The organism is Bacillus sp. FJAT-27231 (assembly GCF_001183975.1).
GTDB classification, from domain to species: Bacteria; Bacillota; Bacilli; order Bacillales; family Domibacillaceae; genus Pseudobacillus; species Pseudobacillus wudalianchiensis.
In genome coordinates, this window is sequence record NZ_LFZU01000001.1 from 916496 (window position 1) to 930746 (window position 14251).

Genomic DNA, 14251 nt, shown 5'->3' on the forward strand with positions numbered 1-14251 from the left:
TATTTTTCATTAAGGAAAATATCTCTAATTATTCCTATTTAATACAAATTTGAGAGCGGGATAGAATGACGTTCCTGAATGTTTATCCACTATTAAAATCTGGAGGTAAAGAAAATGGTTGTATCTCAAACAGCACTAAACATTGCAGAGTTAATTGAAGCCGATAAAAAGCACTACCTTCACCCAACAACAGTACCTAAATTATTTGTTGAAAATGGTCCTAAAATTATTTTTGCCAAAGGCGAAGGGGTTCGTGTAACGGATGTGCAAGGAAAGTCTTATATTGATGGCGCTTCTATGCTTTGGAATGTGAATTTAGGGCATGGGAACAAGGAGCTTGCACAGGCAGCTTATGACCAAATGACAACGCTTGCCTACAGTTCTTCCTTCTATGGCTACTCTAATGAAAAAGCTGTGCGTCTTGCAGAAAAAGTAGTATCTATCGCACCGGGGGACTTAAGCGCAATTTTCTTTACATCTGGTGGATCAGAATCAAACGATACAGCCTTTAAATTAGCACGTTTTTATTGGGATTTAAAAGGACAGCCGACAAAGAAAAAAGTAATTTCTATCAGCCGCAGTTATCATGGAGCTACTGTTTCAGCCGGAACAGCTACACGCATTGAGGGCTTCCATAGCTTTTCCGGATCAAAAGATCCCGATATGGTAAGAGCCAAATCTCATTTAACGAATTGTGAGCTGGGAGACAAAAATGATCCGAACTATGAAGGATGCATTCGTGATGTGATTGAGAAAGAAGGAGCAGACACGATTGCTGCTGTAATCCTTGAACCAATACAAGGAGCAGGCGGGGTTCATGTTTCACCAGATGGCTATTTACAAGCAGTTAAAGCACTTTGTGAAGAAAATAATATTCTCTTGATTGCCGATGAAGTCATTTGCGGGTTCGGCCGCACAGGTAAAATGTTCGGTGTGGATAATTGGAATGTTGTGCCTGATATTATGAGTGTTGCGAAGGGCATTACAGGTGGTTATGCGCAGCTTGGCGGCGTTTTAGTAAGTAAGGAAATTAGAGATACGATCGTACAATATGACAAAATTTTGGGTCATGGCTTTACGTATAGCGGCCATCCAACAGCTTGTGCAGTAGGCTTAAAAACGATTGAGATTCTTGAGCGTGACAACATTATTGAAAACGTTAACAACATGGAGAAAGAGTTGAAAAAGGGATTTGCCTATTTAACAGATAAATATCGTTATTTCACGAAATCAAGAGCAGTAGGCTTGCTCGCTGGATTTGAACTTCAGCAAGATCGAGAGGCAGACTTGCCATTTGCAGAAACGGTCCGACCAGCCACCTTCGTTGTAGAGCAATGCTTTAAACGCAATTTGATCTTAAGAGCGGCTGATTTTGAAAAAGGAAAAGATATCGTGGCGATTGCTCCGCCGCTTATCATTAATAAAGAAGAAATTTCTGAAATGATTAATATCATTGATGCGGCAATGACTGAATTCGAAAGAACAGTGAAGTAATACGTTATGACAGCATGTCAGGGACTATACAGGCTTAGCAGCTAGCTCTCTGGCATGCTTATTTTATTTAAAATAAAGGAGGAAAAATGAGAAATGGCTAACCAAACACTTGAATTAAGCAGTAAAGTAAGTGAGTTTTTAAAAGGAACAAAAAAGCTGTATATTAATGGGGAATTTGTTGAATCTGCTTCTTCTAAAACGTTTGAAACGATTAATCCGGCTACGGGAGAAGTATTAGCGACAGTCTATGAAGCAGAAGAAAAAGACATTGACCTTGCTGTAAGAGCGGCAAAAAGGGCGTTCGAACAAGGACCATGGTCGAAAATGAGTGGAGCTGAAAAAGCTAAACTGATTTTTAAACTAACCGATTTTATTGAGGAACATCAAGAAGAATTAGCACAGCTGGATACTTTAGATAATGGCAAGCCAATTAGTGAATCACGTGCTCTTGATGTGCCGAATGCCATTGAGGAATTCCGTTATTTTGCTGGATGGGCCACGAAGAATATGGGACAAACCATTCCTGTTTCCGGCAATTTCTTGAACTATACACGTCACGAACCAGTTGGAGTAGTAGGACAAATTATTCCATGGAACTTCCCTATTAGCATGCTCTCATGGAAAGTGGCTCCGGCATTAGCTGCTGGCTGTACAGTTGTATTGAAGCCTGCTGAGCAAACACCGCTCTCCGCTCTTTATTTTGCGGAGCTTGTTGAAAAAGCAGGATTCCCTCCTGGTGTAGTGAACATTGTCCCAGGATTCGGACCAGTAGCTGGGCAAGCGCTTGTAGAACACCCGGATGTGAATAAAATTGCTTTTACGGGCTCCACTGTTGTAGGGAAAAAATTGATGAAACAGGCTGCTGATACGATGAAGCGAATAACGCTAGAGTTAGGTGGAAAGTCTCCTAATATTATTCTTCAAGATGCTGACCTTTCAAAAGCTATTCCAGGCGTGTTCACAGGCATTATGTTTAATCAGGGAGAAATTTGCAGCGCAGGTTCGCGAGTATACGTTCATAAAAGCCAATATGAGGAAGTAGTGGCCGGCATGGTCGAGCTGGCTAAAGAAGTGAAGCTCGGAAACGGACTGGATGCCGAAACAACGATGGGCCCTTTAGTATCGAAAAAACAACAGGACCGTGTATTTGAGTATATCAATATCGGTATAAAGGAAGGAGCAAAGCTGGCGACAGGCGGAGGAAAATCAGATAAAGGGTTTTTTATAGAACCCACGATCTTTATTGACGTCGAAGAGCATATGACGATCGCGAAAGAAGAAATTTTTGGGCCGGTTGTCGTGGTGATGCCTTATGACACGCTAGAAGAAGTGATTGAACGGGCAAATAGCTCAGCGTACGGATTAGGAGCGGGTGTATGGACAGAAAACTTGAAAACCGCCCATAATGTAGCGAACCAGTTAAAGTCCGGAAGTGTGTGGATTAATTGCTACGATGCTATCGATCCGGCTTCTCCATTTGGCGGCTACAAAGAATCTGGCTTTGGTAGAGAGATGGGGTCTTATGCTTTAGAAAATTATACGGAAGTAAAGAGTGTTTGGGTGAATTTAGACTAGAAGCCAGTTTTGTTTCTTGATCTTTTTAAAAGAAAGCTAAACTTGTATCGGCAGACGTTAACAGGCTGTCCTTAAATCAGTGAATATCTGACTTTTGGACAGCCTTTTTATTCTTAATTATATGGTATTACCTAGTGTGAACAGTTTTGCTTCATAAAATTTTATTCAGAAACAGGAGGATTAAAAATAAGTGACTAAACAATTAAAGAGAAGGTTAGGGCTATGGGCAGCTGTTGCTACAGGAGTGGGGATTGTTGTAAGCTCTAGTGCGCTAGTGTCGCTGGGGCAAGGGTTTGGTGCGGCAGGACCGGGATTCATACTAGCAATGGGCGTTGCTTTATTTCTAAATCTTTGTGTAGCTTTTTCCTTTGCTGAGCTTTCAAGCATTGTGCCTCGTGCTGGAGGAATCAATCATTTTACACTTCCGGCGCTCGGGCCTTTTATGGGAATGGTTGCTGTCATTAGCGGCTATGTACTCGTTACGATCTTTGCAGGAAGCGCTGAGGCAGGAATTGCTGGGATTGTATTTCGTGATGTATTTGCTCCAGGAATCAATCCGATGGTCATTTCCCTTGCTTTTGTTATATTGCTCGGAATCGTGAACGTATTAGGAGTAGAAGTGTATAGCACGATACAAATTATCCTAACCACTCTTTTAATTGCTTCTACCGTTATTTTGGGCATTATCGGTTTAACGGGAATAGGAGCTACCGGAACCCCCGTGCCAACTACTTTAGAGTTCAATCCTTCCGGCTGGGGAATATTTAGCTTTACAGCGCTGGCTATTTGGCTATTCGTTGGTGTGGAATTTGTGACACCAATGGCAGAGGAAATAAAAAAACCAAAGATTTACGTACCATTAGCTATGATCCTAAGCTTAGTCATCATTTTGCTAGCCGATGCACTTTTCGGATTTGCAGCTATTAAATATGCTCCCCTGCAGCTTTTAGGTGAATCCGCTTCTCCACATGTTGAGGCAGCTGGCGCAATTTTAGGGAAAACAGGGCAAACGTGGATGGGAATTGTCACCATCCTTGCAACCGTTAGTACATTAAATACGTTGATATGTGCGATCGCCCGGATGATTTATTCGATGGGAATAGAAGGGCAGATGCCTAAAGTCTTCGGAAAAACCAACCGATATGGCTCTCCTTGGGTCGCTGTAGCGCTTATGTGTGCTTTGTTTGTTGTATTTTTGCTTGTAGGCCTTACAAATAGCGCATCCATCGTCACGTTCATTTTAGCAGGCTGTTTCTGTTGGCTGGTGACGTATTTTATTGCCCATTTGAATGTTGTTATTTTGCGATATAAATATCCAAAGGTAGAGAGAACGTTTAAGTCCCCTTTAGGATTTACTTTCCAGATTATAGGGATGATCGGAATCCTTTATGTCATGTTTAATATGTCTCCTGATGCAGCTTTAAGAACGGAGATTTATAAGTACTCGCTATTGTTTTTGGGATTAACTGTAATTTATGCTGCTCTTTGGGTCAAATTTGTTATGAAAAAGGGAATCTTCCAAACGACCCCTTTAGAAGAGTTAATTGAGACGACAAGTACCACACCGAGAGATTCAACTCACGAGTTAAAAGAAGACATGAGTATATAAATAAAACCGTTTGCTGGGAAGCTGACAGGCAGAAGAGAGAGTGGATGATAGGCAGAATTTTTAAAATATTCAATAATATCGTTGACTTACAGAAAAAAAGATTGTATATTTCTATTAAGGAATAATTAAGGATAAGTTCCTTAATTAAGTGTTGTAAAAATGTTTATTTAGGAGGAATGGAAGACGATGACGGTACAAGGCGAAGTGAAAAGTCCAGCTATTAAAAGAATTAGAAAGTTCAAAACGGATGAGTACTATCCTTCAAGCTTAGGAAAACCAGAACACCATATTAAGAATGAGCTGAGTATGGCGGTACGGGCAGGAAATCACATCTTTTTACGAGGACAAACTGGTTTTGATTTAGATGGCAATTTTCACGGAATCGGGGATGTAGCAAAGCAAGCAGATCAGGCATGTAAATGTGTGAAGCAGCTGATTGAAGAAGCGGGCGGCACAGTCAAGGATATCTGTAAAATGACTGTATATTTACTGAACAGAGAAGATCGCAGCAAGGTTTACCCAGTTTTAGCAGAGCATTTTAAAGATGTGTATCCTTGTAGCACTGGGTTGATCGTAAGTGGTTTTGCTATGCCGGAAATGTTAATGGAAATTGATATTGAGGCTGTTATTAGTGAAGGAAATGAAGAGGATTAAGGCAGTAGGCTTGTCGTGAATGGCTAGTACGGAAGAAACCGCAATACTCTAAAATATAGGGATTTGCGGTTTCTTTTTTCTATAAAAGATGAGGCAGCAGGCAGTCGTTTATTTTCTCGCTAACGAAAATAATGAGCAAATAATTAAGGAGCTATCACATGAACTTAATCCAAACGGTAAATGTAGAGAAAATTCAATCTCATGTAGAATCTATTAAGGAATTCCAGGCCTTTGCTAAACAACTATTCTTATCTGTTGGGGAAGAAGCAAAGCGTCGTCTTTCTTCCTATTTCGACGGAGTAGAGTATAAATATCAGTTGGCGAGATTACCCGATGTGATTGCGAGGTTCGAAGAAGAATATGGAGAGGCACCTATCGTTGGCTGGGTAGCGATGTCTTTTGCAGATCAAGAGCCTCAGCGCGTACACATTGGGACCTTGCTTAATTACGAAAAATGGCCGCTCACTTATACGATAGGGTTTCACTTGCTTGAAGATGAGTATAAGCAGGTGGCTGAGGAGCTTCATTCTTTAAACTGGGAAAAATTGATTGGCTGCGAGCCAGCTTATCAATACTCAAAGCCAAATGGAGAGCATATGTTCAACAGTACAGCGGTTGAACTCAATTTAGCTTCTTTAACAGAAAGTAAAGAAAAAATGGTTGAAATGATCGTCCGTTATTACGAGCAGGCTGCTCCAGTTGTAGCAAAGTTAAGGAAGAAGAGCTGTATCGTGAGTGATTGAAGGCCTCTTATGATGTGAAGTTTTTACATATTCATTTTTAGAAAAAAGAGAGGAGCGGAACGAGCCGTGCAAATAAATCTAGATCGGTTAGTACGAGATATCGAAAAATATGCCGAGTATGGAAAAAACAACAATGGAGGCATTACAAGGCCTAGTTTTTCTAAGGCTGACCATGAAGTAAGAGCGTTGTTTATCCAAGAACTAGAGGAGTTGGGGCTAAACGTTACAATTGACGGAGCCGCTAACATTTGGGGAAGAAAAAAAGGAACAGGAAAACAAGAAGGAACAATCGTCATTGGTTCCCATTTGGATTCTGTTCCAAACGGCGGCAAGTATGATGGGCCGTTAGGGGTTTTGACAGCAAAAGAAATTATCAAAACATTAATAGAACATGATATTATGCTAGACCATGATCTTGAAATTGTTTCCTTTACAGCTGAAGAATCGAATGACTTCAATTTATCTACATTCGGGAGCCGGTCATTCGCCGGCAAATTACCAGCAGAAATGTTGGAGACCGTTCATGATTCCAAAGGAAATCTTATTAAAACAGAATTAGAAAAAGTCGGCGGCGGTTTAGAGAAATTTCCGGCGATGGGCCAAATGGCAGAAGAGAAAAAGGCGTTTATTGAGCTTCATATTGAACAAGGGAAGCGGTTAGAGAGCCGCAATCTTTCAGTAGCGGTTATTAATAAATTTGTCGGTATGTACCGTAGTACCGTCCGAGTAAGTGGGCAGGCGAATCATTCAGGGACAACGATGATGGAACATCGTCAGGATGCGTTAGCCGCTGCTGCTGAAATCATTCTCGAAGTAGAACGCCATTGTCGTGAAGACGAGACAGATTTAGTCGGTTCTGTCGGCAAATTAAATGTTTTTCCTAATGCTACTAATATTATCCCAGGTCAGGTTGAATTTAATCTTGAGGTGAGAGGGGAAGATGGAGACCGAATTTACAAAGTCGTGGATCTTATCCGAGAGAGCTGGAAAACCATCGCTCAAAAAAGACAAGTAGAAGTCGAGGAAGAAATCTTTTTACGGCAAGACCCTATTGACCTCGATCAAGAAATCGTTAGTATCTTGCAGCGTACGGCTGAGGAAATGAAGGAGCCATACAGAACCTTTGCCAGCATGGCAGTTCACGACGCTGCCCACATGGCGGCTGTCACAAAATCAGCGATGATCTTTGTAAAAAGCATCAATGGGAAAAGTCATTGTCCAGAAGAGATCAGCCTCCCTGAAGACATTGAAAAAGCGGGAAACTTGATGTTAAAAAGCCTTATGAATATCGACCGGGAGTTATCAAAAAATATGACGGAGAAGAATGGTACCCAAGTATTCAGAGAAGCAGCTAATAGATAACATTATTTTTAAAGGGAGCAGGTAACTGTAAGTGGCCAGCTCCTTCTTTTTATATTTTCAAAAAATGCTATAGATAGATGAGAATGTGCTATAGTTGGATATGGAGAGGAATTTTTGTGACAGAAAAAATATTCTTCTAGTAACATTGACTTACACACAGTCCAGTTGTATTCTTAATTGAGTATATTTTAGGAATAATTCCTAAAAATGGATTTGGATCAAGTGCTGTAAAAAAGAAGGTTGTTTATGATGTAAAGAATGTATAGTTGATTTTCAGACATTTTTTAGAGTCGATAATAAGAATTGTTCTAGGTACAGCATGTCAGAGAGAAATGTTTCTGAAAGGAATGGATTTACAATGGTCAAAGATAAAGTGAGAATTGAAAAAGATTTTTTAGGTGAAAAAGAGATTGCTTCAAATGCATACTATGGCATCCAAACAATGCGTGCTTCTGAAAACTTTCCTATTACTGGTTACCGCATTCATGAGTCATTAATCAAAGCGTTGGGGATAGTGAAAAAAGCAGCGGCATTGGCAAATATGGAGACTGGCCGTTTACATAAAGAGCTTGCTGAGGCCATTGTCCAGGCGTCAGAAGAAGTAATAGAGGGAAAATGGAATAACCAGTTTATTGTCGATCCAATTCAAGGCGGGGCTGGTACTTCAATAAATATGAATGCGAATGAAGTAATTGCGAATCGCGCACTCGAATTATTAGAGCACGAAAAAGGTAATTATCGTTATTTAAGCCCTAATAATCATGTGAATATGTCACAGTCTACGAATGATGCTTTTCCTACTGCTATTCACATTGCTGTACTCGCATCGCTAGAAAGCTTGCTTACGACGATGAACGAGATGCACAAAGTCTTTAAGGAAAAAGCGGCGGAGTTTGACCATGTAATTAAGATGGGCCGTACTCACCTTCAGGATGCTGTTCCGATCCGTCTAGGCCAGGAATTTGCTGCGTATAGCAATGTCGTAGAGCGCGACATGGAGCGAATTCAGCGATCACGTACTCATTTGTACGAAGTTAATATCGGAGCAACAGCTGTCGGAACAGGATTGAATGCTGATCCGGCCTATATTAAGAGTGCAACTAACCATTTAGCTGCATTAAGCGGGTTTCCTCTAGTGAGTGCGAGCCACCTCGTTGACGCGACTCAGAACACAGATGCGTACACTGAAGTGTCTGCGGCTTTAAAAATTTGTATGATTAATATGTCTAAGATCGCTAATGATCTCCGGTTAATGGCTTCCGGTCCGCGCGCAGGGCTTGCTGAAATTAGCTTGCCGGCACGCCAGCCTGGCTCATCCATCATGCCCGGAAAAGTCAATCCGGTCATGGCAGAAGTGATCAACCAAATTGCTTTTCAAGTAATCGGAAATGACCATACGATTTGTTTAGCTTCTGAAGCAGGGCAGTTTGAGTTGAACGTGATGGAGCCTGTATTAGTGTTTAATTTACTTCAATCTATCAATATCATGAATAATGGATTCCGCACTTTTACAGAGCGTTGTCTTTCTGGCATTGAAGCGAACGTAGACCGCATGGAAGAGTATGTAGAAAAAAGCGTAGGAATCATTACAGCGGTTAATCCTCATATTGGATATGAGGCGGCTGCTCAAATCGCGAAAGAGGCGATCGCAAGCGGTAAGTCAGTTCGTGAACTGTGCTTGCAGCAAGGAGTTTTAACAGAGGAAGAAATAGATCTTATTTTAAATCCTTTTGAAATGACTGAGCCGGGTATTGCGGGTTCTGCGTTTTTAAATAAGCACACTGTTAGTGCGAAATAGTCACGAGTAACTAAAAGAGCTTTCGAAAAAAGTGTAGGATGATACACTTTTCGGAAGCTCTTTTTATTTATTAAACTGATGTGCTTCCGTCTCAACTCTCTTCATTGCATACATTCTTTTATCTACGTACAAATTAAGAGAAGTTGAATTGTATGACTTGGAGGGGTAATCATGAACGTTGCAGATTTTTTGATTATTATGGGCGCTGTTGTGTTGGCCATTGTTTTCATTATCCTTGTTGCTTTTCTAGTTTATATGGTTTTATTTGACCGCAATCAGAAAAGCCATTCGATTCTAAGAAATTACCCGCTGCTTGGGCGAGTCCGTTATTTCCTTGAAAAGATCGGACCGGAGATGCGGCAATATTGGTTCAACAGTGACACTGAAGGACGGCCTTTTTCTAGAGAGGATTACGAACATATCGTTAAAAGTGCTAAATATAGCCGTGATGTTGTTGGGTTTGGATCAAAGCGCGATTTTGAAGAGGAAGGTTTTTTTATACGGAATGACATGTTTCCGAAGTTAACAGAGGAACTGAAAATGGATAAGGAGGCAAAGGTATTAACGCAAAGATATATTTTATTAAAAGATCCTCTTTTCATGCAAAGAGAGGAAAAACGGGAAGACAATGAAGCGCTCGCTTATTTATTGCATGATGAAGACGCAGTAGTGATCGGACCTACTGCAGAGCAGCCTTTCATTGTTAAAGGATTGATTGGCATGTCAGCAATGAGCTACGGTTCGCTAGGCGATCGGGCTATTACAGCCTTATCAGAAGGATTGGCCTTGGCAAAGGGATCGTGGATGAATACAGGAGAGGGTGGATTGTCTCCTTATCATTTAAAAGGCGGCGTCGATATTATTATGCAGATCGGTCCGGGCTTATTTGGGATTCGTGATAAGCAAGGCAACGTCGATTGGGAAGAATTAAAACGAAAAAGCGAAATCCCCCAAATAAAAGCATTTGAAATTAAGCTGGCTCAAGGTGCTAAGGCACGCGGCGGGCACATTGATGCGGAAAAGGTAACTCCAGAAATCGCGGCGATACGAAAAGTGGAGCCATATAAATCTATTGACAGCCCTAATCGCTTTCGAGATTTTAGTGATGTACCGGCCATATGTGAGTTTATGGAGAAAATTCGCAATCAGACTGGAAAGCCAGTCGGGATGAAAATCGTAGTCGGCAGCAATGATAGTGTAGAAGAGTTGGCTAAGTATATGAAGGAAACTGGAAAAGGCCCTGACTTTATTACGGTGGACGGGGGAGAAGGCGGAACAGGAGCTTCTTACCAAGAGCTAATTGACAGTGTTGGATTGCCGATTAAATCGGCTTTGCCTATTCTTGTAGCGACTCTTCAGAAATACGGAGTGCGTGAACGGGTAAAAATTATCGCTTCCGGCAAGCTGTTTACCCCCGATAGGATCGCGATTGCTCTGGCGATGGGAGCAGACCTTGTTAATATTGCACGTGGGTTTATGATTACGGTCGGATGTATTCAGACATTGAAATGCCAATCCAATATTTGCCCGGTAGGAGTGGCGACGACTGACCCTGATTTGCAAAAAGCACTCGTTATTGATGAAAAGAAGTACCGGACAGCGAATTATTTAATCACGCTTCGACGAGGGCTGTTCCGCCTTTCTGCTGCTGCGGGTATCGAATCGCCTATTCATTTTGAACCGAAACATGTGATGCATAAGGACGACAAAGGAGTCGTCACTTCACTAGAAGATATTTTCCATGAGGTAGAACGCCAAATAGGAACGGATCAAAGTGTGAAAAAGAAGGATGAGGCTCCTTATCAACAACAGCCTTCTATTGAGACAGGTCTTATTTAAAAAGACACAATTCATTCTAGCTATTTTTTTTATAAAATGTTTAAACAATTGCTGCGTTTCCTCCGATAAAAAAAGAGTAAAAGGCAAACTTGGTGAAAGCCAGGGGCGCAAAGCTACGGACCTAAGCAGTGAAGACTGTATGGCCGCCGGGCTGCCATTCTCCTCGTAATTGAAGAGCAATGGCCATTCAATCATGAGGAGGAAAAGAGGATGGGCAAAGTAAGAAAGTTGTTTTTGCTAATGGTTGTGTTATTAATGGCATTCCTAATGGTGAATGAGAGAGCGGCGGCAAGTGAAGGAAGCGGGCCTCGTTCCACATGGTTATGGGATACGCAACAAATTGTCACAAATAAAGATCAATTGCTTACTTTCATGCAAGAACATCAAGTTAGCCAAGTGTATTTGCAAATTAATGGCAGTATTTCAATGGATCGTTACAAAGAGTTTATTAAACAAGCACGGCTGAAGGGCATACAAGTACATGCATTAGATGGCGCTCCATCTTGGGTATCGAGCCAGGGACTTTCCCAGCAGCGCAGCTTTTTCTCATGGGTAACAAATTATCAATCAAAGGCATTACCGGAAGAACAGTTTACAGGCATCCATTTAGACGTGGAACCTTATTTATATGCAGACTGGAACAGTCAGTATAAGAAAACAGTTTTAGCGTATCAAACACTTTTATTAGAAGCTCGGCAGTCTTCTCAGCGCTTAGGTTTGCCTCTTGCAGTAGACATTCCGTTCTGGTTTGATGGACAGTCTTATAGCAATACTTTAGGAAAAGGAAAGCTATCAGAATGGGTCATTTCCAATACAGATGCCATTACGATCATGGCTTATCGCGACACTGCCATTGGAGCGAACGGTATTATTGAGCTCGTACGCAACGAAATGAACGACGCTGCATTGAAACATAAAAAGGTATCGATCGGAGTGGAAACAACTCCTTCCGCGGAAGCAAATTTTGTCTCTTTCTATGAAGAAGGAGAAAGCTATATGTGGGAGCAATTAAATAGCACTAGCTCTTATTATGAGCAACTTTCTAGCTTTAATGGCTTTTCCATCCATTCCTTACACGGCTGGATGGCATTGAAACCATAAAATATGAAACGCGACTTTTTTAGTCGCGTTTTTTGTTTGCTTTTTCTTTCTTTACTAAGTTTGTGGTGTGAGAAAAAATTTTTTGTTAAGTGAAATAAGTACTACATAATCTGGGTTAAACGTCCGATATAACTTAATAAAAACTTCGCAAAAGAGGGAATAAAATGATGATTTTAAATAATTTGAAAATAGCTCAAAAGCTGTTAATGCTAATTATTCTTTTTGCAGTGATGGGAAGCGCTGTTGGTATGGTGGGGTACAAGAATATGAGAGACATGGCTTCTGGATCAGAAACCATGTATAAGGAAAATGTACAACCAATCGATTGGCTTGGACGGATTAATACTAATAACCGTGCGATTGATTCTTTTACGTTAGAGGCATTAATTACTAAAGATTCGGCTAGATACAATGAGTTAATGACGAATATTAGTGATGCGATAAAAGAAAATAATGAGAACATGAAGAAGTATAAAAAAACAAACTTATCTTCCGAAGAAGAGAAGACATTAGAAGTTTTTCAAACAACGTTACTTCAGTTCTCGGAAGTGAGACAACAAGTGCTCGATTTGGCTAAACAAAATAAAAAGGATGAGGCATACGCCCTTTATGTTCAATCGGCAGCTGAAAAACGCACGCAAATTAACAAGGCGATCAATGATTTGCAAGAGTATAATGAACAGTTAGCGAACAAAATTAAAGAGAGAAACAATGAGAAATTAAAGACAGCTACATCCATTTTAATAACAGTTAGTTTAGCAGGAATCGCTATTTCCATTTTAATTGGACTCGTGATAACACGAAGCATTGTGAACCCAATCAGACAAATCCAATCTTTAATGTCCCGAGCTGAAGATGGCGACTTTACAATTGCAGGAAGCTATCGTTCTAAGGACGAAATTGGGCAGCTTGTTTCCTCTTTTAATAACATGATTAATGGTTTAAAACAAATTATCAAAACAGTTAGCGAAACCTCTGAGCTCGTTGCCGCTTCTTCTGAGGAGTTAAGTGCTAGTGCCGAGCAAAGCAGCCGAGCGGGGGAAAGTGTTTCCATTAACATCCAAGAATTAGCTAAAGGCTCAAGCCGGCAATTACAGAGCGTCGGGGAAAGCACCAAAATTATCAATGAGATGGCAGGCTATGCTGAAAAAATCACTTTAAACGCGGAGCAGGCATCCCAAAAGGTAGCCCAAACGTCTGATATGTCATCTGAAGGAAAGCAGTCTATTGAAAAAGTCGTAAAGCAGATGAATTCCATAAACGAAAATGTGACAGGCTTAGGAATCTCTATAAGGGGACTTAGTGAAAGTTCAAGTGAAATTGGAAGAATTAACGAGGTTATTACAGCGATTGCGGCGCAAACCAATCTGCTGGCATTAAATGCCGCCATTGAGGCAGCAAGAGCAGGAGAAGCGGGGAAAGGCTTTGCTGTAGTAGCTGATGAGGTGAGAAAACTTGCCGAACAATCGGCAGCCTCAGCCGAACAAATCACAAATTTAATTGAAGTCATTCAGAACAATACAGGCCAGACGCTGCAATCCATGAAGTCAGCGGCAACAGAAGTGGAGGCCGGTCTGACTGTCGTACAAGAAGCCGGAGACTCCTTTGAGAAAATTGAACGCTCTATTCATGAAGTTGTAACCCAAATCAAAGATGTGGCTAGTGCCATTAACGAATTATCTTCAGGCACCGTACAAGTAGCCACTTCTATGAATATCGTAAAAGATGTAGCAGAAGAATCAGCCGCAAGCAATGAAAGTGTATCCATTGCGACAAAAGAACAGCTAGTGTCGATGGACGAGATTTCCACAGCTTCCGCTACTCTAGCGAAGATATCAGAAGAGCTGCAGCAGTTGATTACGAGATTTAAAGTGTGATTCTAAGTTGTGTTTATCAGGCTCTTGAAAGCATTAAGTGATTGAACGGCTAACGCAAAAATAACTATCACATAAGAGAAGACAAAGGCTGGGCCATCTAAATGCGAAGATTTAGATGGCCCAGCCTATTATAATACTCTCGAAATGTGTAGTTGGTCAATGTACTAGCGTGGAGAACGATTTAAGAGCTGGCGTTTAT

At 41.1% G+C, this 14251-nt stretch carries 9 protein-coding genes, 1 pseudogene and 1 riboswitch; all 10 genes and pseudogenes read left to right on the forward strand.

Features of this window, described 5'->3' with window-relative positions; genetic code table 11:
• Positions 1-114 precede the first annotated feature (114 nt).
• The 10 genes and pseudogenes from AC623_RS04375 to AC623_RS04420 all read left to right on the forward strand — a co-directional run bounded on the left by AC623_RS04375 (position 115) and on the right by AC623_RS04420 (position 14052).
• The gene (locus AC623_RS04375; RefSeq protein WP_049660911.1) at positions 115-1494 is read left to right on the forward strand and encodes an aminotransferase family protein; all 1380 of its coding nucleotides are present in this window, start codon (positions 115-117) and stop codon (positions 1492-1494) included.
• A gap of 93 nt (positions 1495-1587) precedes the next feature.
• Complete coding sequence (locus AC623_RS04380; protein ID WP_049660914.1) at positions 1588-3069, forward strand: aldehyde dehydrogenase family protein; 1482 nt, start codon at positions 1588-1590, stop codon at positions 3067-3069.
• A 190-nt stretch (positions 3070-3259) separates the two neighbouring features.
• On the forward strand, positions 3260-4678 hold the full coding sequence (locus AC623_RS04385) for an APC family permease (RefSeq protein ID WP_049660916.1): 1419 nt from the start codon (positions 3260-3262) through the stop codon (positions 4676-4678).
• 186 nt (positions 4679-4864) lie between these two features.
• Positions 4865-5332 carry a RidA family protein gene (locus AC623_RS04390; protein ID WP_049660918.1) on the forward strand — a complete coding sequence of 156 codons (468 nt, stop codon included), beginning with the start codon at positions 4865-4867 and terminating at the stop codon, positions 5330-5332.
• Between the two features lie 158 nt (positions 5333-5490).
• Positions 5491-6075, forward strand: coding sequence for a hypothetical protein (locus tag AC623_RS04395; RefSeq protein WP_049660920.1), 585 nt, complete (start codon positions 5491-5493; stop codon positions 6073-6075).
• 66 nt (positions 6076-6141) lie between these two features.
• Positions 6142-7437: a Zn-dependent hydrolase gene (locus tag AC623_RS04400; RefSeq protein ID WP_049660923.1), complete on the forward strand. Its 1296-nt coding sequence runs from the start codon at positions 6142-6144 to the stop codon at positions 7435-7437.
• A 351-nt stretch (positions 7438-7788) separates the two neighbouring features.
• Positions 7789-9235 (forward strand): annotated as a pseudogene (aspA, locus tag AC623_RS04405) (aspartate ammonia-lyase).
• A 171-nt stretch (positions 9236-9406) separates the two neighbouring features.
• Positions 9407-11074 (forward strand): FMN-binding glutamate synthase family protein, encoded by a 1668-nt coding sequence (locus AC623_RS04410; RefSeq protein WP_049660929.1) that lies wholly within the window; start codon positions 9407-9409, stop codon positions 11072-11074.
• A 72-nt stretch (positions 11075-11146) separates the two neighbouring features.
• A riboswitch (cyclic di-GMP riboswitch) is annotated at positions 11147-11233 on the forward strand.
• Between the two features lie 51 nt (positions 11234-11284).
• Complete coding sequence (locus AC623_RS04415) at positions 11285-12175, forward strand: hypothetical protein (RefSeq protein WP_049660931.1); 891 nt, start codon at positions 11285-11287, stop codon at positions 12173-12175.
• A 167-nt stretch (positions 12176-12342) separates the two neighbouring features.
• The gene (locus AC623_RS04420) at positions 12343-14052 is read left to right on the forward strand and encodes a methyl-accepting chemotaxis protein (RefSeq protein WP_442853557.1); all 1710 of its coding nucleotides are present in this window, start codon (positions 12343-12345) and stop codon (positions 14050-14052) included.
• Positions 14053-14251: the final 199 nt, after the last annotated feature.

Excerpts from the sequence above, each read along its gene's own strand:
- AC623_RS04410 (WP_049660929.1), top strand. The coding sequence starts at position 9,407 with ATGAACGTTGCAGATTTTTTGATTATTATGGGCGCTGTTGTGTTGGCC.
- AC623_RS04420 (WP_442853557.1), top strand. The coding sequence starts at position 12,343 with ATGATTTTAAATAATTTGAAAATAGCTCAAAAGCTGTTAATGCTAATT.
- AC623_RS04415 (WP_049660931.1), top strand. The coding sequence starts at position 11,285 with ATGGGCAAAGTAAGAAAGTTGTTTTTGCTAATGGTTGTGTTATTAATG.
- AC623_RS04390 (WP_049660918.1), top strand. The coding sequence starts at position 4,865 with ATGACGGTACAAGGCGAAGTGAAAAGTCCAGCTATTAAAAGAATTAGA.
- AC623_RS04395 (WP_049660920.1), top strand. The coding sequence starts at position 5,491 with ATGAACTTAATCCAAACGGTAAATGTAGAGAAAATTCAATCTCATGTA.
- AC623_RS04375 (WP_049660911.1), top strand. The coding sequence starts at position 115 with ATGGTTGTATCTCAAACAGCACTAAACATTGCAGAGTTAATTGAAGCC.
- AC623_RS04380 (WP_049660914.1), top strand. The coding sequence starts at position 1,588 with ATGGCTAACCAAACACTTGAATTAAGCAGTAAAGTAAGTGAGTTTTTA.